Origin of the sequence: Actinoplanes sp. NPDC049548 (genome assembly GCF_040676695.1) — a bacterium.
Lineage (GTDB): Bacteria > Actinomycetota > Actinomycetes > Mycobacteriales > Micromonosporaceae > Actinoplanes.
The window spans coordinates 308,824-334,726 of sequence record NZ_JBFAPM010000005.1 but is presented as its reverse complement, the minus strand read 5'-3'; the positions used below and the strand labels follow the sequence as shown (position 1 = coordinate 334,726).

Here is a 25,903-nt window from a genome sequence, read left to right as displayed (position 1 = left end):
GACCACTGGTAAACATCCATCCCCGAACCGAGGAGCCCTTCCCCCATGGGCCGCAAACGCACCGTCATGCTCGGCGCCACCGTCGCCACCACCGCGGGCGCTCTCGCCGCCTTCGGCATCGCCTCCGCTCCCAGCAGCAGCGCCGCCACCGCCTGCGGGACGCTGTTCGACGACTTCAGCTACTCGTCGCGTACCGATCCGGCACTGTCCCAGCGAGGCTGGAGCATCCGCGGCCAGGCCGGCGGTCCGGGCGTGCCCGGCGCCAGCTGGCGGGCCGACAACGTGGCCTTCCCCACTGTGGACGGTCAGAAGGTGGTCCAGCTGACCGCCCGCACCGACGGCACGGCGGCCGGCACGTCGCACGCCGAGTTCTCGCTGAGCAACCGCCGCTTCCTGGAGGGCACCTACCTGGCCCGCATCAAGTTCGCGGACGCGCCGGCGAGCGGCCCGGACGGCGACCACGTGAACCAGACCTTCTACACGATCTCCCCGCTGGCCGCCCCGATGGACCCGACGTACTCGGAGATGGACTTGTCGGAGTACCTGCCGAACGGCGGCTGGGGTGAGGCCGGGCCGATCAACTACCAGACCACCTGGTACACGTACGTGCCCGAACCCTGGTACGCCGACAACCAGCACAGCCAGCAGGCGCGCAGCATCGCGGGCTGGCACGACGTCATGGCGACGGTCGGCGGCGGCCACGTGAAGTACTACATCGACGGCGCGCTGGTCGGCGACCACTCCGGCAAGGTGTACCCGCGGCAGAACATGTCCATCGACTTCAACCAGTGGCTCATCGACCTGGAGGGCCGGGCGGCCGGTGGCACGTCGGTGTGGCAGGAGTCCGTCGACTACGTCTTCCACGCGAAGAAGCAGATCTTGACGCCGTCCCAGGCCACGGCCGCGGTCGCCGCGTACCGGTCGGCGGGCACCACCCACACGGACAACGTCGTCGCGGCATCCGACTGCTCGGCCGGTGAGCCGCCCGCACCGCCGGCCACCACGACCCCGGCGACGACGTCGCCCACCCGTCCGTCGACGACGGCACCCACCACGGCGCCGCCGGCCGGCACGCAGTGGGCGCCGAATGTCGCCTACGCCCAGGGCCAGGTCGTCACCTACTCGGGTGTCCGCTACCAGTGCCGGATCCCGCACACCTCGCTGGTGACGTGGGAGCCGCCGAACGTCGAAGCCCTCTGGCAGCGGCTCTAGCTGTCAGTTCGCGGGTTCCTCGGAGTCGGCTTGCTCCTTGGCGGCCGCCGCTGCGTCGCCCTCGCCCTCCGACGGCGAGGGCCCGGCGCTGGGGAGCCCGCGCTTGGCCGGCAGCGACTCGGAACGTTCCTCCGTCTCCTTCGGCGGCTGCTTCTTCCGTTCGACCTCCTCCACCACGGGCGGCTGCGCGTCGCCCGCCAGCGGGCTCCCCACGTGGGCGGGCCGGGGAAGGGCCGTCGGCGCAGTGCCCTGAAGGGCGTCGCTGGTGAAAGCCTTCCACAACTTCGCCGGCATGGTCTCGCCCTCGATGCGGCGGCCCTTGGCGTCACGGATCGGCCCCGGCTGCGCCTTGCCGATCCACACGGCGGTCGCCAGTTCGGGGGTGTACCCGGCCATCCACGCGTCCTGGTTGTCGGCGGTGTCCCCCCACTGCTGGCTACCGGTCTTGCCGGCGGCGGGATGGTCCGGCGACAGGTCGTGTGCCCGTACGACCGAACTGAGAACCGTGGAGACGTCCGCCGCGACGTCCCGGTCGATGGCCCGCACGGTACGGCGCTTCGGCATTCGCAGCGGCTCCCCGCTCGCCGTGGACACGCCGTCGACGAAATGCCGGTCGCGTCGTACTCCGTTCGCGGCGAAGGTGGCGTACACGGAGGCGATGTCGGCCGGGGCGACCGGGTAACGGCCGAGCGCGATGTCGGGGCGGGTCTTCCCGGGTGCCGGATCGCCTTTGACGTCGACCAGTGACGGCGCGTTCGCGTACTGCCGAGGAACCCCGAGCGTGTTGGCCATCCGGCGCACGGTGTCGGCGCCGATCCGCTCGGTCACCGAGTAGAACGGTGTGTTGAGCGAGTCCACCATCGACTCCTCGAGCGTGCAGAACGGGCACTGCAGGTTCTTCTGGTTCCGCAGCGGCACCCCGAGCCGGCCCGGGAACACCCGCGGCGAGCTGCCGTCCCACCTCGACTCGTACGCGATGCCGTTGCGCAATGCCGCCGCCAGCACGATCGGCTTGAAGGTGGAGGCGGCCGGGCGCGGTGCCGACGCGTTGTCGAAGTAGCCCCGGCCCTGGTTGCCGCCGTAGTACGCCCGGACCCCACCGGTGCCGGGGTCGACGGCGACCAGCGCCGCCAGCAGCCCTTTCGGCTGGCCGGACAGGCGCTTCTTGACCTGCGTGACGGCCGCCTGCTGGGCGCGCGCGTCGAGGGTCGTGGTCACCGACAGGCCCCGCGTGTGCAGGGCCCGGGGCGTGATGCCGAGCGCCGCCAGTTCCGCCTCGACCCGGTCGATGATCGGGCCGTTCGGTCCCGGATCCTTGGCGTGCGCCGGGTTGACGGCCGGGTACGCGAGGGTCTGCTCGAGCCAGCCCTGCTCGCGCTGCGCCTGCACGATCCAGTCCCACCGGGTCCGCGCCGCCGCCCGGTCGTTCGCCGGGTCGAAGTTGTACGGGTCCTTGATGACCGCGGCGAGCACCGTACCCTGCGCAGCCGTCAGCTGACTCGGCGTGGTCCCGAAGTAGGCGTAGGCCGCGGCCGCAATGCCGTACGCGCCGCGTCCGAAGTAGATGGTGTTGAGGTACCGCTCGAGGATCTCGTCCTTGGTGAACTTACGCTCCAGCTGGACGGCCAGCGCGAACTCCTTGGCCTTGCGCTCGACAGTGACGTCCTGGCTCAGGTAGGCGTTGCGCGCGTACTGCTGAGTGACGGTCGAGGCGCCCTCCCGGCTCCCGCGGACGTTGGCGACGACCGCTCTCAGCACTCCGCGGATCGAGATGCCGCCATGGTGGTAGAAGTCCCGGTCCTCGGCTGCCAGAACCGCCCAGCGGACCGCCTCGGGGACGGCGGACAGCGGCACGTCGCTGTGGTCGGTGGTGCCGACGCGCGCCAGGATGGTGTGCCCGTCGCGGTAGTACAGCGTCGATGCCTGCGGTTTCGCGGACTCGGCCGGCAGCGGCACGGACCGGATGTAGATCTCGATGCCCGCGGCCGCCGCGCCGCAGACCAGGAGCAGCACGACGAGGAGCCGGATGAGGGTACGGCGCCACCGGCTGGGCCTTCTCCGTCTTCCCGGGCCGTGGGGGACATCGTCCGCGTTCAACGGTTGATTCGGCACGGCGCATATGGTGGTCCGCGAATGTCAGGAACTCGTTCGGCCCGCCCGCCGCAGCAGCATCGCGTCGAGATCGTCGAGGGTCGGCACGAACCAGACGTGGTCACCCTTGTTCGACTCGCGGACCAGGTCGCGCAGCGCGTCGCTGGCCGCCACGTGGGCCGAGATGTCGCCCACGACGGCGAGCCGGATGCGGTAGTTCACGAACTTCTGCATGATCTCCCCGGCCAGCCCGCTGCTCAGCCGGAAGAACCGCTCGTCGAGCCGCTGGGCGGCGACCGCCACCGTGTCGGCCCGCCCGAACGCCGCTCCGATCAGGTCGAGGGCGTCCTGCGGCCCGCCGATCGACGCGCCGGGCCCTTCGCAGAGCACGACGGGCACACCGACACGCTCGATTAACGTCTCCATGTTCCCCAAACTACCCTACCGTTGGAAATTAGGGAAGTTTGAGTCGTCGTCGGATGTCAGCTTTGAGGTTTTCGGGCAGCCCGTCGATCGTCAGAAACGCCGCCAAGCGCTCCGGTTCGTGCATCCAGGCGCGGAAGCTCTCCGCGATCGTCACACCGTGACCCGGGCGGTCGAGCACCGTCACCGGGTCGCCGGCGCGGACCTCGCCCGGGGTCACCACTCGCAGGTATGCGCCCGGCCGGCTCTCCGCGGCGAACCGCTTGACCCAGCGCGGCTCGCCCATCTTCCACTGGAACGTCGCGCAGGGAATGCGGCCGAACGTCGTCTGCAGCACGAGCGTCCGCCCGATGCGCCACGTCTCGCCGATCTCCGCGCCGGACACGTCCACGTCCACAGTGGTCAAGTTCTCGCCGAACATCCCGCCGGGCAGCTCGCGGCCGAGCTCCTGCTCCCACCAGTCGTAGTCCTCGCGCGCGTACGCGTAAACCGCCTGGTCGTCGCCGCCGTGGTGCTTGGTGTCGAAGATCTGGTCGCCGGCCAGCCCGCTCGCCCGCTCCGGCGGCAGGCCCTTCGGGCCCGGTGCCCGCACGGCGACCGCGTGCGTCACCGGCCGCTTGGTGATGCCGGTCGTGCCGATGTTCTTGGCATCTGTGCGCTCCGGCACTGCCAGGTTGACCTGCAACACCCGGCTCATGACGCGAACTCCACCATAGTGCGGTCCTCCAGAGGTATGAAGCCCAGCCGTTGGTACAGGGCGTTCGACGTCGGATTGGCGAGATCGGTGAACAGCACCACCTCCGTGGCACCGGCGTCGCGCGCCGCCCGGCTGATCGCGGCCGTGACGGCGCCCGCGTACCCCCGGCCGCGATGCTGCGGCGGGGTGAAGACGGCCTGGACGCGGACCATGCCGGACTCCGGACGGGTGAGTGACGCCATGGACACCGGCGCGCCGCCGGTCTCCCACACCAGCACGCCGCCGTAGGACAGCCGTGCGTCGACGAACTGTGCGACCTCGGGATCGTCCTCGCCGACCTCCCGGAAGAAGGCCGCCGTCCACTCGACCAGCAGATCCCGGTCCCGCGCGCCGGCTACCTTGGCCTCCCCGGGAGGCTGCGGTGTGGGCGGCGCCAGCTCGCCCAGCCGATAGAGGCGCTGCCGGCCGTGCACCTTCGCGGCTCTGCCGGTGCGGCGCCTCCACCGGGCCACGAAGGCGTCGACGGCGACGTCGGGACCGGATACTCCGGGCAGGTCGGCGTCGAGCAGCTCCGCCAGCGAGGCGGCCGCATCCGGCGACATCGCGGACAGCACCGGCGCCCGCGGTGGCGTGCACAGCACCGCCGCGTCCTCGCCGTCATGCCACCCGAAGACGGGGTCGCCCGGGCCGTACACATGCGGACCCTGCATCCGTACGGCCTCAGCGATCGTCAGCATCAACGTGTTCTGCACCGGCCGGGCGCGCAGGAAACCTCCCGCCCCGGCCAGGAACTCCTCGACGTCCCCCGTGATGTGCCAGGCCATGGAGGCGATTCTTACAGACCCCACGCCTTCGCGATGCGCGCCAGAGAATCCCGCCGGGTCTCCGGGTCGTAGACGGCCCCGGCGAGGATCAGCTCGTCGGCGCCGGTGCGCTCGACCAGCGCGTCGAGGCCCGCGACGACCTCCTCGGCGGTGCCCGCATACTGCGTGCCGGGAAGCTGGCTCAGCACGCTGCGGTCCAGTTCGGACAGTTCGACGGCGGCGGCGGCCGCCGGGGAGACGATCGGCCCGAGCCGCCCGGTGCGCAGGCTCAACGCCATGATCCGGCTGGGCCCGGCGAGGTAGTTCGCCTCCTCGGCGGTCTCGGCGGCGAGCACCGAGGCGCTGATCATGAGATGCGGCTCGGGAAAACGCGCCGACGGCTGGAACCCGGACCGATAGAGACGTACGGCGGAATCCACGTCCCCACTCATCGCGAAGTGGTACGCGTAGCAGAACGGCAGCCCCAGCGCCGCCGCCACCTGAGCCCCGTACGTCGAAGAGCCCAGCATCCACACCTCGGGGAACGACTGCGCCACGGGCGTGGCCCGCAGCCGCTCGACCCGCTCCGGCGCCACCCGGCCGTCGCCGAGCAACGCCAGCACCATCCCCAGATGATCGGGGAACTGCTCGACGGTCAGATGCGGAGACACCCCCCGCAGCGCCGCCGCGGTCGCCTGATCGGTGCCGGGCGCCCGGCCGATGCCCAGATCGATGCGCCCCGGGTGCAGCGCCTCCAGCAGCGCGAACTGCTCCGCCACGACGAACGGCATGTGGTTGGGCAACATCACCCCACCCGACCCGACCCGGATCCGCCGGGTGTGCGCGGCCACATGAGCGATCAGCACCGGCGGCGACGTCGAGGCGACCGCCGGCATGTTGTGATGCTCGGCCACCCAGAACCGCGCATAACCGAGCTCGTCGGCAGCCTTGGCTGTCTCCGTCGTCCCGCGCAGCGCATCGGTACTGTCATGCCCCTCGCGCACGGTGGCAAGGTCAAGAACGGACAAAGGTACGCGCACTCACCGACCCTAGCTCCGCCGCCCGCCCGCAACGCATGAGCTGCGCCACAGGGCCGGCGCGGCGTCGCGGTCCGGGCTCAGCGCCGCCGTCGGCGCCGGATCGTCTGCACCCCGGCGGTGCTGGCGACCAGCGCGGCACCGGGCACCAGCAGCCAGACCGGCCACGGATACACCTCGCCCGCGACGGTCGCCGCAACGATGATCCAGATCACCACGTTCACGGCCGCGACGGCACCCCAGACCGTCCAGAGCACGATCAGCGCCGTCGGCAACCGCCGAGCCTCCCGCCGCACCTCGGCGGCCCGCCGCGCCTTCACCTCGGCGGCGCTCAGGCCGGGCTTCGGCAGATCGGCGACGAGCGGCATCAGATCGGCGTACGTCCGGGCGGCGTACGCATCCCGGACCCGCTCGTCATACTCGGCGAGCGACAACCGCCCCTCGTCCAGCGCCGACTTCAACTGCTCGGCGACGGTATGCCGGTCGGCGTCGGCAGCCCGCATCGATTCCACCTCGGGCCGCCGCGCGACTTCCTTCCCCATACGGGCCACGCTAGAGGAGGGAGGCGGCATTGAGCTACGACGAAGTCGTCACGCCGCCGAGGCCCTGGTCTCCTCAGACGGAGCGTGACGACCGCACCGCCAATGCCGGCTCGCCACCGCGCAGTCCCAGCGACAGCCCGCCGGACGTTGAAACCGAGTAGCACCCGAAGGGGTTCCGTTCCGGAGCCATGCCGCCGCCAATCTGTCTGACAGACGTCGAGTCACGACGTCGACATCGGCATGGGAGCAAGGGTGAACACGGCAGGCCAGGCAGAACTGCAGGAACCGGTCCCCTACTGGGCGATCCCACCGGTCACCGCCGTCCCGTCGCCCTCGCCGGCGTACTTCCCTGAGCCCTCCCCGGTGCCGCCGGCCCCGGCGCCCTACCCGGAGTACTTCCCCGCGCAGTCCGTCGCTTCCGCTTCGGAGGCGCAGCCACTCAGCTTTGCTTCGGAAGCGCAGCCTGTTATCTCTGGTTCGCAGGCGTCGCCTGTTGCTTTCCCGTCCCAGGCGCAGCCTGTTGCCTTCGCTTCGGACGCGCCTCCTGTCGTGTTCGCTTCCGAGACGCCGCCTTTGGCTTCCGTTCCGGAGGCGCAGCCGGTCGCTTTCGTTCCGGAGGCGCAGCCCGCCGCGGCTGCCCCGGCCGCCGCGCCTGCGCTCCCGCCCAGATCCGCCACCCCCCTCGTCGCCCCGTGGTTCCGCTGGGCCCTGCTGGCTCTGGCCGTCGTCATGGCGGCGTACGTCGTCATCCGGCCGGGCGCCGACTCCACGCCGGCCGCCTGGCAGAAGACCGCCCTCGAGGTGGTGACGTCGGCCGCCGCGGCCCCGGAGACCGTCCACGTCACCGGCGGCTACCTGCCGGACCGCGGTCTCGTCTTCACCGCGAACCTCAACGGGGTGGCGCCGAAGGAGCTCAACTCCTGGCTGCTCACGCTCCTGAAAAGCCACGAGGACCGGCTGGGCGAGCTCGCCCGCGGCGAGTCGGTGGTCTGGCAGGTGACCGTGACAGGTACGACCTCAGGCGACTACAGCCGCCTCGTCGCGATCCCGCGCCGAGCGGTCGCCGACCCCGCGCAATGGATCTCGACTCCTGCCACCGGCGCGGCGGGCACCGCCACCGGCGCGGATGACAAGGGTGCCGCAGCCCCGGCCGCCGGCGAGGACGCTGCCGGCGACACCGCGGCCACCGGCAAGGAAGCGAGCCCGGCCGGCGCTGAAGCGAGCCCGGCCGCCGACGCGAGCCCGAAGGCGACTTCATGACCACCGACGTCCTCGCTCACCCGGCCTCCGCGCCCCGCCGTTCGCGCCGTGCCGCGGAACCGGCTCCGGCAGCGGCCCCGGCCCCCGCGGCCGGCAAGCGCCGCGACACCTTCCTGGACAACGTCCGGGCCATCGCCCTCATCCGGGTCATCGTCTGGCACACCCTCGCCTCGGCGATCATCAGCTGGGTCGTCGCCTCGATGCCGGCCATGTTCTTCATCGGCGGCAGCCTGCTCGCCCACAGCCTGGACCGCCGCCCGGCCGGGACCGTGCTGCGGGCCCGGCTGCGCCGGCTGCTCCTGCCGTTCTGGGTGTTCGGCGGCGTGGTGCTGACCGTGCTCGCCGTCGTCTACCGGATGTCCCCGGCGCCGGACACCAAGCTGTCGATCGGCGCGATCGTGCCGTGGATCTTCCCGCTCGCCGACCCGCACGGGCCGCCGTGGGAAGCCGGCTGGGCCACCACGCCGCTCTGGTACCTGCGCTGCTACCTGTGGCTGATGCTGCTGACGCCGTTGATGCTCACGGCGTACCGGCGGCTGGGGCTGAAGGTGTTGCTGATCCCGCTCGCCGGTGTCTTCGTCGTCGACTACCTGAACCGTCACGCGGACGTCGCGCCCGCCGGGTGGGACTCCTACAAGTGGTACGTCGGCGACATCTGCACGTACAGCTTCTTCTGGATGCTGGGTTTCACCCACCGCGACGGGCAGATGGCGCAGTTGCACCGGCGGGCCCGGCTGGAATGGGCCGCGCTCGGCGGGGTCGCGGCGTTCATCTGGGTCAAGGTCGTCGACGTTCCCGGGATGGTCGTCAACAACTCCTACCCGCTGCTGCTCTTCATGGGCATCGCGTGGCTGGGCATCTTCCTGGCCGCCGAGCGGTGGATCGGCGACCTCTCGCTCAACTTCCTGGCCGGGCCGGTGATCCGGTGGCTGAACCGGCGGTCGATGACCGTGTACCTGTGGCACCCGATCGCCATCGTCGGCGCGTACTGGATCCGCGCGAACCTGGTCCCCGACCTGCCGCGACCGATGGTCCTGCCGATCGTCGGCCTCCTGACCGTGGCGCTCTGCGTGATCTTCGGCCGGGCCGAGGACTATGCGGCGGGCCGCGCCGGGCAGTGGTGGCCGGGGCGCGAAGACCCGCCCGGCACGGCACGGCTCTTCACCCGCCTCAGCGAGAAGCTGCGCGGGTCGATGTCGAGCACGCAAGCGCTGGGCCTGGGCGCGGTGATCGCCGTGCTCGCGGTCGGCTTCGTCGTGCCGTCGGGAGCCGCGCCGCAGAAGGAGGAGGCGGCGACGACCGACGCTCCCGCCGCCGGCGGGAACCTGGCCCTGCCGCCCGCCCCCTCCGGCAAGCCGGACGTCGCCGACTTCACCGGTGGTGGCACCGAGGATGCGGCCGCCGAACCCGAGCCCGAGCCGACCGAAGAGGCAGCGGCACCCGCGGCGGGCGCCGACGACTCCCTGAAGGGCAAGGTCCTCGCGACCGTGGACGCCTGGCGGGCGAAGAAGAAGGTCGACGGCGTCCAGGTCGGCCTGTCCCTGGAGGACGGCTCGCAGGTGGTCCTGGCCAGTGGCGCGAAGACCGACGGTGGCGTCCTGGAGCCCGAGGGCACCTTCCCCGTCACGTCCGTGACCAAGACCATGACCGCGGCGATCATCCTGCAACTGGTCGCGGAGGGGAAGATCTCGCTGGAGGACAAGCTGCCGAAACTCACGGCCGTGCCGAACCTCCCGTACGCCGGCAAGGTCACGATCCGCCAGATCCTCAACCACACGGCCGGCATCAAACCGTACGACCAGAGCAAGGCATACGCGGCCGCGAAGGGCCGGCCGCTGACCGCCGTGACCGCATTGCAGCTCGTGGTGGACGAGCCGCTGGAATGGACGCCGGGCACCCAGGTCGGCTACTCGAACGCGGGCTACCTGACCCTCGGCCTGCTCGCCGAGCAGCTCAGCGGCAAGCCGTACAAGCAGCTGCTGGCCGAGCGGGTCTTCGGCCCGGCCGGGATGACCGAGTCGCGGCTGGACGAGACGCCGACCGCGGGCTGGGCCGGCTTCTCGGCCGGCGGCGTGGTCTCCACGCCGAAGGACCTGATGGCCTGGGGTGACGCGCTGTACCGGAAGAAGACCATCCTGCAGCCCAAGTGGCTGGCCGAGATGCTCAGCGTCGCCAACAAGTTCTCCACCGGCCTGGGCGCGTTCCCGACGTGCCCCTGCTCGATGAAGGACGGCAAGCCGGTCTACAGCGCCATCGGTCACAACGGCGGTCAGGCGACCATCCAGTACGCCCCCGCGGAGAACCTGGTGATCTCCCTCTACCTGACGGAATCCATGTGGACCGCGGAACTGACCCGCGACGACGTGGCCGAGCTGATCGTGTCCCTGCGCAAGGTGGTGGCGTCGGCCTAGCGCGTCAGCGCCGACCGGAGTCGCGGCGCCGGCGGGTGACCAGAAGGCCGGCGCCCGTTCCGCGAGCGCCCGCTAGCCTGCCTCAGTGGATCACATCCTGCGAGCCGCCGGCCTGGACCGGCGACAAAGCCGAGCGGGTGACCATCCACGGCGACGAGGTGGTCATAGCCGCGCTCACCGGCGACGCCATGGCAGCCTGGCACGCGGCCCGCGCCGCCTCCGCCGAGCACTACCCAGTCCTCGTCCACGACGCCGCGTGGGTCACCGAGCCCGACTACCGCCCCTCCGACCCGCCCGCCGACCTGATCGCCCGCGCGGCGAGCGTCGATCTCGAGGCCTGGCTCGCCAGGGAGATGACCAGGGATGAGGAACTCCTCGGCACCGGCCTTGAGGGCTACTACCTGGACAGCTACAACGCCATGTCCTACGGCACGCAGCAAACGCTGGTCATCCTGCCCCGCCCCGAGCCATGGGCAGCGTTCGCCTACCTCGATGCGTACGCCATGTTGGGTGACGGTACGGAGCTCGCGGTGGCCACCGCGCGGGCATGGCACGACCGTTACGGCGCTGTTCCCACCGTCGTGGGGATGGCCTCCGGCTTCCTGGTCGACCGTCGACCGGCCGACGTCCATGCCGCCGAAAGACTCGCGGCCGAACACGTGGCCATCGCCGGATTGAGTGCCCGGACCACGCTGCGCGCCTACGCCCGGGCACTCATGCACCTCGACCAATGGTGCCTCTACAACCGGCCTTGACCCGGTCCGATGCCGGCCAGATACCGCTCATGGCCGTTGGTCGAGCGTGGGGCGGCGGTGTGGCAGCTGACCTGATCGGCCACGTCGCTGGTCAGCTCACCGCGTGATCCATCGGCCAACAGCTCAGCTCCATGCGGATTTCTCAGATCTTGAGCGTGGCGACCGTTCGTTCGCCGCCACCCCGCGAGAGCTTCGTCTCGGAACCACAACAGATGACCTCGATCAATGGTTCCCGGGCCCGGCCGCGGGGCTGTCCGCGGCATAATCCGAGCCCATGCGGGGGAGAGGGAAGTGGGCCGGGCTGGGCGCGGTAGTTGCGGTGCTGGGCCTTTCGGCGGCGGGCGCGTGGCGGTACGAGCAGCACGTCCACCGTCAGCCGGACTGGCAGATTCACCACACGGCGGTTCCCGGCGCGGCGAAGAAGGTCGACGCGGTGCTCGCCCAGTTCGAGCGCGACCACCTCTACAAGGCCGGCGACTACCTGCACTCGGCGGGCCAGCACCCCGACGTGCAGGTCCTCTCGGTCACCGGGGAGACGCACTGGGGAACCGGCGTGACCTTGATACTGAAGGTGACAGGTCGCGGTGTGGCGCGCGGCTTCGATCAGACGGTGCTCCAGCAGGGCGACGTGCCGATCTGCTTTCGCCTGCAAATGGGGCCGGAGAAGGACACCCGCGACGACGACATCGACTGCCCGGCGGGTGCGCCGCTGCCGGTTCCCGAAGACCCGTCCCTGCAGGGCGTCGATGAGCGTCTGCAGAGGGCGCTGAACCGCGTCGGCCCGGACGAGTCCGCCGTCCGCGCCGCCGTGGCCAAACTGAAACTCGACTCGGCCATCCACCAGGACTTCGCCGCCAAGGACGGCATCGTCGGGGTGGCGCTGCAAGCCAGTCAGTACGACTGCGTGGTTGCTCGGGTCAAGGCCCCGGGAGACACGACACTCTGGCGGCCGTCGCACACCCAGCTGGCCCCGGGCGAGTTGGGCTGCTCGGCCGGGCTGGCAATGAGCGGCGAGTTCGACACCTCCCCGCACTGATCCGCCGTCACCCGCACCTGAGCCCGGGGGAGAGATTGGAAAGGGGCGCGCTTCCCCGGATGAACTAACCGGTCTGCCAGTTCTGGGCTGCGTCATCAGGCGGAGTTGGCACCCCACAGGCCGAGGGCGATGGCCCCCATCGCGATCAACGCCCGGATCCAGCCCGGGATCCGTGGCAGGAAAACGCCCGCCACCAGCGCGAAGCCCGTCGCTCCGAGCAGCGCCCCCGCCCAGAACGGCGGCGGGTCCGGTGTGGTGACGGTGACCGTGACCAGCTTGAGCAGGCACGCGACCAGGATCGCTCCGAGCACCGTCACGACCGGGGCGCGCCAAGCACCAGTGGTGAGGGCGAGCGCGAGCCAGCTCAGGGTCAGGGCGATCGGTACGCCGACGAAGACCAGGGTGAGCCCGCGGCCGAAGCACTCGGTGCCGGTGCAGGAGGCGACCGAGTCGGCGACCGCCATCAGGACGGCCGTGATGATGCCGCCGACGAGCGCCGGCGCGACGAGCAGGGGGCGAAGGTCTTTGGGCACACGGACTTCCTCGTAGGGATGCAGGCACTATAGCGACGTGCTTGAGCAACGGGATCTTGACCGGCTCGCTGCGGCGGGGCGGGCCAGGGCGCGCCAACGCCCGGCTCGGCGGCACCGGCCTGAGCGAGACGGAACTGGATGCGTACGCCACCGAACTGGGCTTCGACCTGCCGGGTGACCCGCGCGTCTGGTGGGGATGGCACAACGGTGAAGCCGACGGCGTGTCCAGCCTGGCACGCAAATGGGGGTCACGTGGTGTTTGGTGTCGGGGCGACCGCCGCGGACGGCAGCGCGCCGGTGCATGTCTGAGACGCGGCACCGGGACCGCGTGTTCGATGTGACAAGCCCGCGCCCGACGGCAGGCTGTTCGTCACTCGGCGCGGTCCCAGCGGCCGCTACGTGCCGACTGCTGGCAAGACCGGCCCCGGTCGGCCGCGGAAGGTGTCCGGGGCGCCTAGCTCGTTGCCGCGCATTTGCCGCAACCGGTGGGACGGAGTGGCCCCGCCTGAGACCCAGTGGGACCGACGAGAGAGGCCCCTCCCCGCTGTTTCAGCAGGTGAGGGGCCTCTTCGTGCCGGTGGTGGCGGGTAGAGGATTCGAACCTCTGTAGCTTTCGCGACGGATTTACAGTCCGTCGAAGGCCTGGTTCTGACCAGCCCAAACGCCACTCGCACCCACCTGGCCGACACAGATCCGACAACAGGCGCCTGCATACGGCTCTGGCGAGGCTGGACGGCAAGACGCTGAACCAACGGGTGTCCGCGACGTGTCCCCCCAAGTTCTTGCTGCTCGAAGCAGGTTGGGGACATGGGGGACGGCAGGGACAGGGGGACGAGGTCCGGGGCAGCAGCCGAACGCGCTGTCAGCTTGGAACCGTACAAAATCCTGTGGTGGAGGATGGCGGGTCCAGCTCACAGGAGCACCGAGCGGCCTGAGTGCCCCTCGACGCCTCCGCTGATGGTATCGGTCATGCCGTGGGCGGCCAGCGCGCCCAGCACACGAGCCGAGGGCCGGAGCGGAAGCTGGACTCGCCCAACCCACGCCCTAGTCAGCTGCCGATGCAGTGCTCCAACAGCCAGGCAACAACGGCGTGGAACGTGCCGGTTGCGGCTCCCCGGACGACGGCCGCCAGCATTTGGCTACGCATAGTGGGGTTCTCGTTGGTGGGCATCGTGGTCTCCCGCTGAATCGGAGGAACAGGCATCGAGCCGGCTGGCTGACATGTCCGTTCTGCCCCGCGGGACGTTTTCCGGCGACATCTCGTCCGCTACGGTGCGGAGATGCGCAGGTCACGCTATGCGAGATGTTCTCCGGGTCGGATCCGGTTCGGATCCCGCGAGACATCACGGAGCAGGCTGTGAGTCAGCACGATCCGGCCGCGCGCTTCGCCACCGAGCTGGAAGCCCTGTACCGGGCGGCAGGATCTCCAAAGCATGGCGTGCTGATCTTCCAGGCAAGCCGGCAGACGCCGTCTGTGAAGCTCAACGCCCAGTCGTTGAGTGACTGGTTCGGTGGCACCTCGACACCCAGCAGCGACGCCGCTGTGCGGTTCCTGGTGGAGTACCTGCAGCCTCAGGCCCAGAAACGTACTGGGTACGCGTCTCGGTCAACTGAACAGTGGCTGCAGTTGCTGAAAGGTGCCCGTGAGGCCAGGCGCTCCAGCCGCATCGGGCGCCCCCGCACGCGCAATACCGCCACGTCATCGGATGCAATCGCCGGTGCTCTGGGCCGGCCGATCAGCCAGTACACCGCGCTGGAGTTGGAGGTACACCGGGCCATCACCGTCGCCGGCCAGGCCGACAAGTTGCCAGACTTGCCGCCGTACGTATCCCGGGCCCACGATGGGCAACTGGCGCAAGTGGTTGCCGCAGCGTCGGCTGGAAACAGTCGATGCGCGGTACTAGTCGGCGGGTCGTCGACGGGCAAGACGCGCGCCTGTTGGGAAGCCATCCAACGCCTGCCCCAGCCGTGGCGATTGTGGCACCCGTACGAGCCCACCAGACCGGAGGCGGCCGCCACCGCGTTGAACCAGGTCGGCTCGCATACCGTGGTCTGGCTAAATGAGGTCCAGCACTACCTGCTCGCCACGGACGCCGCACTCGCTGAACGGATAGCAGCCGGTCTACGCAGTCTGCTACTAGATCGCGACCGGGCGCCGGTCCTAATACTCGGCACGATCTGGCGGGAGTACTGGGCGCAGCTCACCACCCCACCCCGCCAGGGCGACCCAGATCCGCACGCGCAAGCCCGCGAACTGCTCGACGGCGCCCAGATCGCCGTGTCGGACAACTTCAGCCCAGCGGATTTGAACGCTTTGCAATACCTTGCCAAAGGGGACATTCGGCTGCGGTACGCCGCTAAGCACGCCGAACAGGGGCGCATCACCCAACTGCTCGCCGGCGTGCCGGAGTTGGAACGTCGTTACCGCACCGCCCCTGCCCCTGCCAAAGCACTCATCGAAGTGGCCATGGACGCCCGTCGCCTCGGGCATCCACTACTGCTGCCTCATTCTCTACTGGCGAAAGCCACGCCGGGCTACCTGCACGACGTTGAGTGGGATCAAGCCGGCGACGACTGGCTGGAGCGCGCTTTCGCGTATACCGCTAGGCCTTGCCACGGGACCCTTGGCCCGGTGACGCCCCATCGCCCGCGACCGGATGAACCGACCACTCCGCAACCGTGCTATCGGCTGGCCGACTACCTTGATCAACTCGGACGCCTGGAACGATCCCGCATATTTCCTCCGGCCCAGCTATGGGCAGCCATCCAGGACGGCCCTACAGGGGTTCACGGCTTCCTTCATTTTGCCTATTGGGCCGAGTCACGCGGGCGGTACAACTTGGCCGGCGAGCTCGGCTGGCGAGCAGCCTCAAGCGGCAACATCAACGCACTACCGCTACTAGCATATCTATGGCGACGGGTGGGCAAGACGGACGGCCTCGAGGAACTCGCCATGACGGCGGCGGACCATGGTGACTACGAGATCATTCTCGAGCTCGCTATGACGAAACGAGAGGAAGGCGACCGGGCCGGCGCCGAGGAACTGTATCAATACGCGGCCGATCGCGGGGCGCTCGAGGCCTTACGGTACCTGGCCGCGCTGCGACTACATGCCGGTGATCAATCCGGTGCGGAAGCGATCTACCAGCAAGGCGTTGACGCTGGGGACGATGAAGCCATGGTGGAGCTAGCCCTCTTGCGGGAACGCGGCGGTGACCCGGCTGGCGCCGTGGCACTGGCTGAGCAGGCAGCCACTAGGGGAAACACCGCTGCTCTGACGCAGATTGCGGACGCTCGAGAAGATAACGGCGACTTGCGCGCCGCCGAGTCACTGCATCTGCGCGCGGCAGAGCACGGCAATCTGAACGCTCTAGGTGACGTCGTCTACATCAGGGCGACGAAGCTGGGAGATCGATCGGGCGCCCATGCCGTCGCCATGAGAGCCGCAAGGCAGGGCACCTACGGACCGCTCAAACGGCTAATCGTTCACATGGACGACGCTGGGAGTAAGGCCGAGGCCGAGGAATTGGCGGCGCAAGCGGTCGACCTGGGCGACGATACGGCCTTGCAGCAACTGGCGACTCTCCGCGCCTGGGCTGGTGACGAGGAGAGTGCCATGCGTCTCTACCGGCAAGCTGCCGAAAAGGGGAACCTCAGTGCGCTGTGGACGACGGCGCAACAGAAGGAGCAGCAAGGTGACCACGTAGCCGCGCTTGCCCTTTACGAGCGGGCTTTCGAACGAGGCGCTACTTGGGCTGCTGGCCGGATGGCGATCCAGCATGAGCGCCTCGGCAACCCCCACGATGCCAATTCCCTTGCATTGCGAGCCGCCGACCATGGCGATACCCGAGCCTTAGCGGAACTCGCCATAGTCCGAGAGAACGCCGGTGATCCGGACGGCGCCGAGCAGCTCGTCATGCAAGCCATCGAACGCGGTGATCCTGGAGGCTTAAGGCGCCTGGCCAACTTGCGAAGACACAAGGGCAACACGGCTGCCGCCCAGACGCTCTACCGGCAGGCAATTCAACATGGGCATAACGAATCACTCCTGCCCCTTGCTGCCATGTTCGAGGAAGAGCAGGACGCGAACGGAGCCGAGGTGGTCTACCGCGAGGCCATCAACGCCGGCGTAGTGGGGGCGCTATCACAGCTCGCCGATCTGAAGGAGCGGAAAGGCGATCAAACTGCCGCAGAGCAAATACGCCGATATGGTCTTAATATTGACGGGTCTATTGCGACAGGGTACAACTGGTAGGCGCTGCAAGCGTGCCAATCCGGCCTCAGGGCCCATAGGCACGCTCGGGCCGTCATCCGGTCCACGACACCGCCGTCGATTTTGGTCTTCACGTCCGTACGTTCAAGGTGATTTGTACGGGGCGTGGCACCGCACAGTTCCGGACGCACGCAGCTGCGTCGACCAAAGCATCGTTCCTTGATCAGCCCCTTGGTGCTTGGGGCGGATGACGGGAACTGAGCCCGCACTGTCAGCTCGGGAACCGTAAGATCTCCTGACGGTCGCCGTCCGCCGCAGCTCATCGCGGATCGAGTGGCCTGGAGTGACCTCGGTAGGCACGGCGTAATGGCCCGCTAATGGCCGGCGCATTCCCAGGGCGAGCGCCTCGCTAACTCGAGCGGATCGCCTGACGCTCTCCGCCCAAGACAACGGACCGGTGGTGTGTCCCCGGACTTTGGGCAGGTAAGCATCGGTCGGGGGACAGTGGGGACACCGGGGACACGAGAGACGGAGCGATTTGGGGTGACGCTCACGACGGGATCGGCGCTGGCTCTGATGGTGGGCATGAGTGCCGAGACCGAAACGGGTCACGGGGTCCGCACGGCAACATCGAGCGGGGGTTCTCCAGCAGATCGTCGGATGGCGATGGGGACGGACTCGGCGACGCGCTGGCCGACGGGCCTGCGTCGCCCGGGCACCGCGTGACGTATTCACCGCACCAGGCAGGCGCGTCGACGGCGGTCACCCACCATCGCCCGTCATCGTCACGGGTGTTGAAGCGCCAGGTGAGTGCTTGACTGTTGAGAAAGGGTGCGCCGCCGTCTTGGTAGTGCGAGACCGCAGTGACGTCAACTGTCACTGTGGCCCGCCCATCCTGGACCGGCCCGACCGTCAGTCCCGCGAAGTCCAGCTCGAACGCCTCGCTGCGCTGCATCGCGTCGCGGTACGCGCGCCACTGAGCCAGCAACTCGTCTCGGCGGTCGCCGTCGAGGACCGTGATGATGTCTAACTCGTCGTTGTAGCTCAGCTCTTGCAGGTAGGTGCTCGCCGCGACGTCGGGGCCGACGGCGCCCTTGTTCGCCTCAGCCGTCAACTTCCACACCCACGCCACCGGCAGCGCCAGCGCGCCACAACAGCTGCACACGAGGAGGGTGGGCAGCAGAACCAGCACGACCCATCGCCGACGCGTCGACCAGCCCGCCAGCCGACGTCGTTCCGACCACTGTCGCAAGGCATCGACCAGCCGCATGACCCGAGTTCGCCATCGCGTGATCATCCAGGCACGATAGGCGATGCCTCGATTGCCGTCGATCGCTTAGCGCCGTGCGCCCGGCGGGTTAGCCGATGTCAGAGAAGCCCATTGGGGTACCGCTCGCGCAGCCAGGCGGCCCTTACCGACGCGACGTCTTCATCGGCACCGGCCGCCCGCAGAAGGTTGACTGCGGTCCAAAGTGACGGCAGGTGTTCGGCACTTGCGAGGAAAGCGCCCAGGACCTCGCTAAGCACGACCGGATCTTGGCCCTCGGCGTGTACCTCGTCTACCGCATCGACGCCTCGACCGTCCCGCTGCTCTCGTCAGGCGTCGACGGGTGATTGGGCGGTAATGTGTCTGCATGTCGAGTTCAGCGTTAGCCGACCGCAGCGCCGCAGTTGCGGAGGACCTTGCCACTCGCGGCTATGCGATCGCCGACTTTGACCATGCAGCGGACGTTGAGGCTGTCGCCAAGACACTCGGAGTGGTATCAGCATCTTGGCAAACCTTGACACCCAAGCCGAAGGAGGAATCCGACCCGTGGAGCCTCTCGGGCTATTACGGAATGGGTCGATTTCCTTGGCACATTGACGGCGCGGTTGCTGTCAACCCGCCCCGCTACGTCGCGCTCCGTTGCGTCGCTGCATCAGAGGACGCCGAGCCAACCGAGCTTCTTGACCTTGCGGACGAATCCAACGTGCGTGTGTTGCAGCTGTTGTCAAGGGTGGTTCTTCGGGTGCGAGACAAAGCCGGGCATATTCGGTATCTTCCTGCTCTGCAGTCTTCATCGGATAGATGGATGATTCGTTGGGATCCCCGAGTCTGCGAGGTGGCCCGCAGGCAGTGGAAGGAAGTTGCGGCTATTGTCGGGCAGCTGCCACCCACGGACACTGTGAACTGGCGCCCGAGCCGAGTAGCATTCGTCGATAACAGGCGAATACTCCACCGGCGCCCGGGGGTAAAAGGGAACAACGTCCGAACCCTAAATCGCCTCTATATCTACTAAGGTGGAATTCGGCATGTGGGGCTATGAAGAGCTGACAGCGAAGGCGAAACTGTATTTCGATCGCGCGGCTAATCACAGCGAGGCTGACGACGAGTTTGCCTTGTGGCTTTTGTTAGGTCTCGAATTTCTTCTCCGTGCCCCACTGGCAAAGGTCCACCCGTCGCTCCTGGCGGCTCCAGAGGGTAACAGTCTTCTGCACGCCGCAGGGATCTTAAAGGCTGATGCTCAACCGCGGTCCGTCATGACTAAGACCGTGGTAGAGAGGCTCAAATTTGTTATCGAAGGATTCGGCGACGACCGTCAACGGGACGCGACGTTTCTCGCCAACCTTCGAAATCAAGAACTCCACTCTGCTGACGCGGCACTAGCGAATGTCCCGGAGGATCAATGGTTGCCCCGGTTCATCGCAGTAGTGAAGGCGGTCACTGAGCACCTCGAGATGCCAGTGTCGGAGGTCTTGGACCCTGCCATCGCGGCGCATGCCGAGAAGCTCAGCATCGAGGCTGATCGAGCAGTTCAACGGACAGTGCAAGGTCTGATCCAACAATGCAAATTCATGTATGATCACCTTACGGAGGCCGAACGCGAGGCTCGAATCGCCGCCGCGACGCGCACGCCCCAGGGTAACCGAGTAATCCATATAAATGCGGTTCCATGCCCTGCTTGCGGCAACGAGGCTCCGCTGCAATTGACGCCAGGACGGACAACAAAGAGCAAGTACGACGAAGACTCTGGCGAAATCGCGTATAGCGTCATACATCTAGCCACTGGACTCACGTGCAAAGTGTGTGGCTTGGTCCTTGACGACACGGCGAAGGTTATCGCCGCAGGAATCCCCAGAATGCGGGTTATTGAGTACTCGGAAGACCGATATGAAGGTTGGGAGGACGTTGTTGACACAACCTCGCTGCAAGAGCGTATGGCGTATGATTGGGACGCGTACGGCAATGACTAGCCGCTCCATTGATGTTACCCGGTGCTGCCGCATCTCCAGGATTTGCTGTCCGAATCATATGAGGCTGCTCGCTTCGAGATCGATGACGCGCTTACAGAATTGAGAAAGTCAACGCGGAAGCGGCGGACTATCTCCGTGCTCTTATTCGTAAATTCCCTAATCTGAATAGGGAGTGAGTTCAGAGCGTCTCGGTATGGGGCAGAGGCAGGTCGGCATCTGCGAGTCCCGAGTGTCGCTGCTCGGATGGTCCGTTTGGCGCGGACCGCCCATGGCCCGCTGGCCGGGCCTCCGCCTTGCGTCGGACTGCGTGCTACTCGGACGAGTGACGCTCGGCAGGAACTCGCTTGCCTTTCTTTCCTGTCGCACTAATCATAAGCTAATGACTGAGGGAGATTCAGACCGGGCGATTCCACTCCAATCGATAAAGGGGGAGAACGACGCAGCGACCGAGATTTTGAGAGAGCTGTTCTATCTTGTGGAGATTGAACGACAAGCCAAGATTTTCAATGAAAGCTTCCAATCTGCCGTTGACGCGGCTTTGCAGGGTGAGAACTCACTCTCATGGCGGCATATGCAATCCGCCATGTTTGCGGGCATTATCGTAAGTCGGTTGGTCACTTACGGGCAAGATCCGAGGGGCGAAGGCTGGCCCGGCTCGAGTAAGGCCGATAAGAGAAGGAAAGCAAAAGAGGCGAAGGTTCGACGCGTCAAATCGCTACGCGTCCGTCTGGAGCTGCCTCAGGATAATGAAGAATATGTGATTTATGCGGTGAGTAAGGTTCGCAATAGTCTCGAGCACATAGACGAGTGGCTCGACCTAGCGGTCAGTGGCTTATCCGATGTTGCTGCATTGTCTGATTGGTATTTGGCCGGGAGAAGTCTGGTTCTCTCGCCGGAAGATCCGAACCGCGAGGGGGCTATAGCCGGAATGCGCGGATTCTCGCCCGAAGCCGGTGTGGCGATATTCCACCGTGATAGGTTTGATCTATTCTTCATGGACATTGAGATGGCGAAGATGTACCACAATGCTCGCGAAGTGCAACACGACCTTCTTAGAGAGTTGCGGGGACGTTGCCAGTTCGGCGGTGGACAAGTCAGAATATTCTCTGATGAGCTTCGCGAGCGACACCGCTGGTGGAGTGAAAAGCGTAGTGAAATCCTCGCAGAGCAGAGCCCGGATCCAGCTGTTGACGGTCGCGTTCGGCTGTGGATGAAAGTCGGTGGCACCGAGCCTGGCCGAAACCCGGCAGGCGCGGCAGAGGCCTCAGGGGGCCAATGACTGAGCTACAGTCCATCGGCTGGTCCGCGCAGGGAGAAGAGTACGCCTGACTATCCCTCGCCCCTGTCGAGGTCGGAAGTGATGGGACATCATTCGGTGTCGCCGTTGCGTGATCCTCCCGGCACGATAAGCAACGCTGTCGACCGCCGTCGATCACTAATGTTAGGGGACGCCTGGGGTTCGGCTGTCCCCACCGTTTATGCAGCTCAGGTCGCCTCGGGGGACAGCAGGGACTCGGGGGACAGCGGGGACACGGAGAGGAATGACCCGGGCTGGCTGGAAGTCATGCGAACGCAACACTGGTTGCCCCTCGTCATGCGTAACACCGTACCCGTGCTCGGCTCGATGGCCCGCCGACGATCGTGTACTCACCGGGGCGGGAAGGCTGCGGCAAGCCATGCTGCCACGTCGGCTGGCGTGCTGTACCCCTTGCTGCGGAGGACATCGACGATGTCGCGGCCGCACATGATGACGATGGGATGCTGATCCTCTCGTACCTCCTTGTATGCCTGGTCGTGGACGTATGACGTGGTGACCAGCACCCCGAACATACGGTGTCGGATCCGGGAGATCAGTCGTGAGGTGTCCTCAACGCCCACGGAGGTCTTCGGCCCATAGCATTTAGCCTCAAGGACAAAGTCGAGTGAGACTCGGTCAGCCGCCGGACCAAGCTGATAGATGCCGATCGCATCGCGCCCGAAGTCCCGGGTTGGTCGAGTGACTGCCGTAATGCCGGTATTGGGTGCAAGCATGCGCCAAAGCTCAATGGCGCATGTCTCGAAGTCGCTCCACCGACCGGAGAAGTACTGATGGATGGTGTTGAGGATTTGCTGACCGGCGGCGTCCGACGGTAGCTGCTCGGCTCGACTCCGGATGACCTTTGTGGCGGGGGCAACCAAAGTGCGGTAGGCACGTCCGTGAACCCACTCGGTCCAGGCCGACGGGCATGCGTCTCCGAGTGGCTCACCGGCGAGGAGCTGGTTGATCCAGACTTTAGAAACGACTGGTACATCGAGGACGGTGAAGGTAGCCCGGTAGTTCTGGAAGCGCTGCCCCTTTGTGCTTCGCCAGATGGCCTGGAGATCGTCGTCGGCCGCCATGGTGGCCGCGCCAGGGGCCAGCAAACCACGGAACACGACGTTGCGGCCGCGGGCGTTGGCCTTGGCGAAGAGAAGAAACGGCGGTACCCGACGCCGAGCCTGATCGTCGGCGTGTGCTGCGGCGAAGCTGTCCCGGAGGATCACGTTGCCCCAGCGTGAGGTCTCATGCAGAAGCTTGCCCGGTGACCGGTTGTCACCGAAGTACGTGAACAGTCCCGTCTTCTCATCGAGGAAGTCAGGCCAGTCCGGGTTCTCGCCCGATGTGTAGAGGGCTACGAGCTTCACATCGCTCCGCTTGGGGGACCCGCTGGGGCGGAACCCACCCTGATTGCCGACCGGCAAGATCCGCTGTAGCGGATCGTCGCCAGCGGTTCCGGCCGTCCCCCCTGCATATTCCGCGTCGAGCACGAGATCCGCTCTGTCGAGCAAGTCAAAGGCGTAGATCGGTCGCGTGGATGAGGTCACCGGATCACCGTAGAGCGTGACCACCGCGCGACTTCCAGGCTGTGCTCAGACCGGCGGGGGACATCCGGATCCGTGCGGCGTCCCCGAAGTTCCGCCAGGTTAAGACAGGTCGGGGGACTCCGGGGACATGGGGGACAGCAACTCAGCTATGTCCCTCATAGACGTGACTACGGCGTCGGCGTGGGCGAAGGCGTCGACCTTCCATGGCCGGTTCGCGTAGCCCACTACGGGGACGCCGGCCGCCCGCGCGGCTTCAATATCCGTCATCGAGTCGCCGATCAAGGTGCACCGTGACGGCGCCACGTTGAGGGCGCGGGCAGCGGCGAGCAACGGCTCCGGGTTGGGCTTCATGCGGCCTGGATCTGCGTACGCCCTGCCGATGATTGGCGAGACGTACGCGGCCATGCCGTGCGCCGTTAGGTACGCCTCAATCGCCGGTGCCGAGTTGTTACTGACCACGGCGACCGCCAGGCCGCGCGCCCGAGCGTTGAGGATCACGTCACGAGCGAAAGGTGTTGGTGTAGCAGTTGCCGAGGCGGACAGCTCCGCCGCACATAGCGCAACCTCGACGGCAGTCGTGATCTCCGTCGAGGAGGTGCTGCCGACCCATCGAAGGATAGCCAAAGGATCTGATTCTCGATAGACCGCTTCTGGAATCGCGATACCCTCCGCGCCGATCAGGGCGACCAGTTCCGCGGCGACCCGAGGCGCCGGATGCCCGGCGAAGACCGAGCACACTGGCCCATCGAAATCTAGGAGCAGCGGCCCGGTCCCGACGAGGCGCGCCAACGTACTCATGAGCGATACTCGCGGGCGATGCTGGTCCAAACCGAGTCGAACCACAGGCGCGAAGACTCCACGAACTGCGTTCCATGCGACGTCTCGTCGTCATCAACGGCGTAGTGGAACAAGGTCACATCCCTGCCCAAGAGATCGAAGATCTCAGTCGATTCTCCACCGATGGTCACGTCTCGCTCGACTACCGGATAAAAGCTGAAGAACGCCTCCCGGCCGTTGAGCAAGTAGAGCTTGAAACTAGGCCCAAGGTCGTGGAGCCGTATGTCCACGGTGGCTGACTTGACCAGCCCAAGCTCCGCGAGCTCCTGGACTTGGTCGACGATGCCGTCGGCGGCGCGCCGCGTGATCCGTTCTGCCCGCTTGCGGATGGCAGGGCTGTCCGTTCCGGTCGACCGAAGCGCAGGCAGTGCGCACGGAGACGTCATGCCGGAAAGCAGCAGGCGTAGTGCAATCGTTTCGGGAGCGATGCGCCCTGCCCGGACCATGTCGAGAGCCTCGGCGACGGCGTCCCTGAGGGTCTCGCTTGTAAAGCCGGCAAAGTCAATCGTCACGTGCGGTTCTTCGAAGGCGGCCACGATCAAAGGCCGAAGCTCTACAGGCCGCTGCGTCTGAGCGCGTACGAATGCGCCGCTACCCTGCCGCGTCACGATCAGGCGTTCGCTACGTAGCACCTCCAACGCGCGTTTGATCGTTTCGCGGGCGACGCCGTACCGGTTCGCCAGCTCAGGTTGCGAGGGCAGCTTGTCCCCCGGCGCGAGCTTCCTTGTCAAGATCGCTGCGCGCAGCATGTTCGCAATCTGCTGCGATGCCTGCCGGGGATCATCCGGATCGAGGTCACCAAGGAAATCCAAGTTCACGGCCACTGCCAGAGCATAGCGCTGACTAGCCAAGCTGAGAAAGTTTGCCCGCCATGCTTGACCTGACTAGCCAAGCACGCCTAGCGTTCAAGGCGCGAGCTTGACTAGCCAGGCTTGCCAACCTTGGAGGTGCGCCGTGCGAACATCACCGTCTCTGACGGGCGAACCGATGCCGAAGGATCTGGCCGCGATCGAGGCCGAGTGGCCGTTGATCGAGGCGGAGCTGTACGTGCTCGATGCCGAGATCGCTCTGATCAGCGCCGCCGACCATGGCGGTCCGTCGCCGCTGGACTGGCGGCGGCTGCGTCGGGCCGAGGCCCGCGTGATCCGCGTCGCCGCCGAGCTGGCCGCGCGGCCAGCTGCCTGGAAGGCGGTGGCGTGATGCACACGCTGTCTGTGTCGGGCCGTGGGTGGGCCTACATCGGTGCCGCTCTCGGTGGCACGGTTTCGATCGCCGCGAACGTTGCTCACTCCTACGTCCCGCCCGCCGACGCCCCGGCCGCCTGGACGCCGCAGACCGGCGCGGTGGTCGGTGCGATCTTCTGGCCCGTCGCCCTGTTCGTCGCGACCGAGATCCTGGCCCGGGTCGTCTGGCCGTCCGGTCGGGCATGGGACGCGTTGCGCTTCGGTGGTCTGCTGCCGGTCGCTCTGGTCGCTGCTCTCGTGTCGTACAAGCACCTCGCCGGGCTGCTGCACTTCTACGGCGAGGACGCGGTCACCTCCCACTTCGGCCCGCTCGCGGTCGACGGCCTGATGGTCATGGCCACAGGCGCGCTCATGGCCACCGCCCGCCGTGTCGCTCCGGTCCTCGACAACAGCGTGCCGGCCGCATCGCCCGCCCCCGAGGTGAGCACGCCGGGACCGGCCGCCGCGCCGGTCATCGAGGACAAGCCCGCACCGGTCCCGCCGGTGAAGAAGGCACCCGCTAAGCGCGTCACGCCGCGCCCCGCGTCGGCGGACAAGGTCGCCAAGGCCGCCGCGAAGATGCCCGGCGCGCCGGTCGCGCAGATCGCCGCCAAGGCCGGTGTCTCCCCGTCGACCGCCCGGCGTCACCTCGCCGCCCTGGCGCTCACCGACGCGTCACCAACCAGCCCGGTGCCTGCGGAAACGCCCACCCTGATCGCCGCCTGATCCGACCACCAGAAGGAGCAGCCGTC

22 protein-coding genes and 1 tRNA gene are annotated in these 25,903 nt (G+C 67.3%); 11 read left to right on the top strand and 12 right to left on the bottom strand.

Annotated features, from left to right (window positions below):
- The first annotated feature begins 45 nt into the window (after positions 1-45).
- Positions 46-1,212: a carbohydrate-binding protein gene (locus AB0J80_RS13510; RefSeq protein ID WP_364704391.1), complete on the top strand. Its 1,167-nt coding sequence runs from the start codon at positions 46-48 to the stop codon at positions 1,210-1,212.
- 3 nt (positions 1,213-1,215) lie between these two features.
- Here the strand turns inward: AB0J80_RS13510 and AB0J80_RS13505 are convergent, their stop codons facing one another.
- The 6 genes from AB0J80_RS13505 to AB0J80_RS13480 all read right to left on the bottom strand — a co-directional run bounded on the left by AB0J80_RS13505 (position 1,216) and on the right by AB0J80_RS13480 (position 6,805).
- Positions 1,216-3,324 (bottom strand): transglycosylase domain-containing protein, encoded by a 2,109-nt coding sequence (locus tag AB0J80_RS13505; RefSeq protein WP_364704389.1) that lies wholly within the window; start codon positions 3,322-3,324, stop codon positions 1,216-1,218.
- Between the two features lie 24 nt (positions 3,325-3,348).
- Entirely contained in the window at positions 3,349-3,729 is a 381-nt protein-coding gene (locus AB0J80_RS13500) for a DUF4180 domain-containing protein (protein ID WP_364704387.1), read from the bottom strand.
- Positions 3,730-3,757: 28 nt separating this feature from the next.
- The gene (locus tag AB0J80_RS13495) at positions 3,758-4,423 is read right to left on the bottom strand and encodes an MOSC domain-containing protein (protein ID WP_364704386.1); all 666 of its coding nucleotides are present in this window, start codon (positions 4,421-4,423) and stop codon (positions 3,758-3,760) included.
- Positions 4,420-5,247 carry a GNAT family N-acetyltransferase gene (locus tag AB0J80_RS13490; protein WP_364704384.1) on the bottom strand — a complete coding sequence of 276 codons (828 nt, stop codon included), beginning with the start codon at positions 5,245-5,247 and terminating at the stop codon, positions 4,420-4,422. Before AB0J80_RS13490 ends, AB0J80_RS13495 begins: the two co-directional genes overlap by 4 nt.
- Positions 5,248-5,258: 11 nt before the next feature.
- A complete protein-coding gene (locus tag AB0J80_RS13485; RefSeq protein WP_364704382.1) occupies positions 5,259-6,266 on the bottom strand; it encodes an LLM class flavin-dependent oxidoreductase in 1,008 nt (335 codons plus the stop codon).
- Positions 6,267-6,343: 77 nt separating this feature from the next.
- Complete coding sequence (locus tag AB0J80_RS13480; protein WP_364704380.1) at positions 6,344-6,805, bottom strand: DUF1707 domain-containing protein; 462 nt, start codon at positions 6,803-6,805, stop codon at positions 6,344-6,346.
- Positions 6,806-7,378: 573 nt separating this feature from the next.
- Here AB0J80_RS13480 and AB0J80_RS13475 point away from each other — a divergent pair.
- The 4 genes from AB0J80_RS13475 to AB0J80_RS13460 all read left to right on the top strand — a co-directional run bounded on the left by AB0J80_RS13475 (position 7,379) and on the right by AB0J80_RS13460 (position 12,267).
- Entirely contained in the window at positions 7,379-8,065 is a 687-nt protein-coding gene (locus AB0J80_RS13475; protein WP_364704378.1) for a hypothetical protein, read from the top strand.
- The gene (locus tag AB0J80_RS13470; protein WP_364704377.1) at positions 8,062-10,476 is read left to right on the top strand and encodes a serine hydrolase; all 2,415 of its coding nucleotides are present in this window, start codon (positions 8,062-8,064) and stop codon (positions 10,474-10,476) included. Before AB0J80_RS13475 ends, AB0J80_RS13470 begins: the two co-directional genes overlap by 4 nt.
- Before the next feature lie 137 nt (positions 10,477-10,613).
- Positions 10,614-11,231: a DUF4253 domain-containing protein gene (locus AB0J80_RS13465; RefSeq protein ID WP_364704375.1), complete on the top strand. Its 618-nt coding sequence runs from the start codon at positions 10,614-10,616 to the stop codon at positions 11,229-11,231.
- Positions 11,232-11,550: 319 nt separating this feature from the next.
- On the top strand, positions 11,551-12,267 hold the full coding sequence (locus tag AB0J80_RS13460; RefSeq protein ID WP_364704374.1) for a hypothetical protein: 717 nt from the start codon (positions 11,551-11,553) through the stop codon (positions 12,265-12,267).
- 95 nt (positions 12,268-12,362) lie between these two features.
- On the opposite strand, the gene AB0J80_RS13455 is transcribed toward AB0J80_RS13460, so the two are convergent.
- Both AB0J80_RS13455 and AB0J80_RS13450 read right to left on the bottom strand, forming a co-directional pair.
- A complete protein-coding gene (locus AB0J80_RS13455; protein ID WP_364704373.1) occupies positions 12,363-12,800 on the bottom strand; it encodes a hypothetical protein in 438 nt (145 codons plus the stop codon).
- Between the two features lie 578 nt (positions 12,801-13,378).
- Positions 13,379-13,479, bottom strand: a tRNA-Tyr gene (locus AB0J80_RS13450).
- 678 nt (positions 13,480-14,157) lie between these two features.
- Between AB0J80_RS13450 and AB0J80_RS13445 the strand changes: the two genes are divergently transcribed.
- A complete protein-coding gene (locus AB0J80_RS13445; protein ID WP_364704372.1) occupies positions 14,158-17,055 on the top strand; it encodes a hypothetical protein in 2,898 nt (965 codons plus the stop codon).
- A gap of 508 nt (positions 17,056-17,563) precedes the next feature.
- Here AB0J80_RS13445 and AB0J80_RS13440 read toward each other — a convergent pair.
- Entirely contained in the window at positions 17,564-18,310 is a 747-nt protein-coding gene (locus AB0J80_RS13440; protein ID WP_364704371.1) for a hypothetical protein, read from the bottom strand.
- Positions 18,311-18,495: 185 nt separating this feature from the next.
- On the opposite strand from AB0J80_RS13440, the gene AB0J80_RS13435 reads away from it, so the two are divergent.
- The 3 genes from AB0J80_RS13435 (at position 18,496) to AB0J80_RS13425 (ending at position 21,526) form a co-directional block, all read left to right on the top strand.
- A complete protein-coding gene (locus AB0J80_RS13435; protein WP_364704370.1) occupies positions 18,496-18,627 on the top strand; it encodes a hypothetical protein in 132 nt (43 codons plus the stop codon).
- Positions 18,628-19,293: 666 nt separating this feature from the next.
- The gene (locus AB0J80_RS13430) at positions 19,294-20,247 is read left to right on the top strand and encodes a hypothetical protein (protein ID WP_364704369.1); all 954 of its coding nucleotides are present in this window, start codon (positions 19,294-19,296) and stop codon (positions 20,245-20,247) included.
- Between the two features lie 379 nt (positions 20,248-20,626).
- Entirely contained in the window at positions 20,627-21,526 is a 900-nt protein-coding gene (locus AB0J80_RS13425) for a hypothetical protein (RefSeq protein WP_364704367.1), read from the top strand.
- A gap of 368 nt (positions 21,527-21,894) precedes the next feature.
- On the opposite strand, the gene AB0J80_RS13420 is transcribed toward AB0J80_RS13425, so the two are convergent.
- The 3 genes from AB0J80_RS13420 to AB0J80_RS13410 form a co-directional block, all read right to left on the bottom strand.
- Positions 21,895-23,115, bottom strand: coding sequence for a restriction endonuclease (locus AB0J80_RS13420; protein ID WP_364704365.1), 1,221 nt, complete (start codon positions 23,113-23,115; stop codon positions 21,895-21,897).
- Positions 23,116-23,190: 75 nt separating this feature from the next.
- Complete coding sequence (locus AB0J80_RS13415) at positions 23,191-23,889, bottom strand: HAD family phosphatase (protein WP_364704363.1); 699 nt, start codon at positions 23,887-23,889, stop codon at positions 23,191-23,193.
- The gene (locus tag AB0J80_RS13410; RefSeq protein WP_364704361.1) at positions 23,886-24,752 is read right to left on the bottom strand and encodes a GntR family transcriptional regulator; all 867 of its coding nucleotides are present in this window, start codon (positions 24,750-24,752) and stop codon (positions 23,886-23,888) included. The genes AB0J80_RS13415 and AB0J80_RS13410 overlap by 4 nt, the downstream gene beginning before the upstream one ends.
- 163 nt (positions 24,753-24,915) lie before the next feature.
- Between AB0J80_RS13410 and AB0J80_RS13405 the strand changes: the two genes are divergently transcribed.
- Positions 24,916-25,128, top strand: coding sequence for a DUF6284 family protein (locus AB0J80_RS13405; RefSeq protein WP_364704359.1), 213 nt, complete (start codon positions 24,916-24,918; stop codon positions 25,126-25,128).
- Entirely contained in the window at positions 25,128-25,877 is a 750-nt protein-coding gene (locus AB0J80_RS13400) for a helix-turn-helix domain-containing protein (RefSeq protein ID WP_364704357.1), read from the top strand. The genes AB0J80_RS13405 and AB0J80_RS13400 overlap by 1 nt, the downstream gene beginning before the upstream one ends.
- Positions 25,878-25,903 lie beyond the last annotated feature (26 nt).

Excerpts from the sequence above, each read along its gene's own strand:
- AB0J80_RS13510 (WP_364704391.1), top strand. The coding sequence starts at position 46 with ATGGGCCGCAAACGCACCGTCATGCTCGGCGCCACCGTCGCCACCACC.
- AB0J80_RS13500 (WP_364704387.1), bottom strand. The coding sequence starts at position 3,729 with ATGGAGACGTTAATCGAGCGTGTCGGTGTGCCCGTCGTGCTCTGCGAA.
- AB0J80_RS13495 (WP_364704386.1), bottom strand. The coding sequence starts at position 4,423 with ATGAGCCGGGTGTTGCAGGTCAACCTGGCAGTGCCGGAGCGCACAGAT.
- AB0J80_RS13490 (WP_364704384.1), bottom strand. The coding sequence starts at position 5,247 with ATGGCCTGGCACATCACGGGGGACGTCGAGGAGTTCCTGGCCGGGGCG.
- AB0J80_RS13480 (WP_364704380.1), bottom strand. The coding sequence starts at position 6,805 with ATGGGGAAGGAAGTCGCGCGGCGGCCCGAGGTGGAATCGATGCGGGCT.
- AB0J80_RS13470 (WP_364704377.1), top strand. The coding sequence starts at position 8,062 with ATGACCACCGACGTCCTCGCTCACCCGGCCTCCGCGCCCCGCCGTTCG.
- AB0J80_RS13440 (WP_364704371.1), bottom strand. The coding sequence starts at position 18,310 with ATGATCACGCGATGGCGAACTCGGGTCATGCGGCTGGTCGATGCCTTG.
- AB0J80_RS13425 (WP_364704367.1), top strand. The coding sequence starts at position 20,627 with ATGACTGAGGGAGATTCAGACCGGGCGATTCCACTCCAATCGATAAAG.
- AB0J80_RS13415 (WP_364704363.1), bottom strand. The coding sequence starts at position 23,889 with ATGAGTACGTTGGCGCGCCTCGTCGGGACCGGGCCGCTGCTCCTAGAT.
- AB0J80_RS13405 (WP_364704359.1), top strand. The coding sequence starts at position 24,916 with ATGCCGAAGGATCTGGCCGCGATCGAGGCCGAGTGGCCGTTGATCGAG.
- AB0J80_RS13400 (WP_364704357.1), top strand. The coding sequence starts at position 25,128 with ATGCACACGCTGTCTGTGTCGGGCCGTGGGTGGGCCTACATCGGTGCC.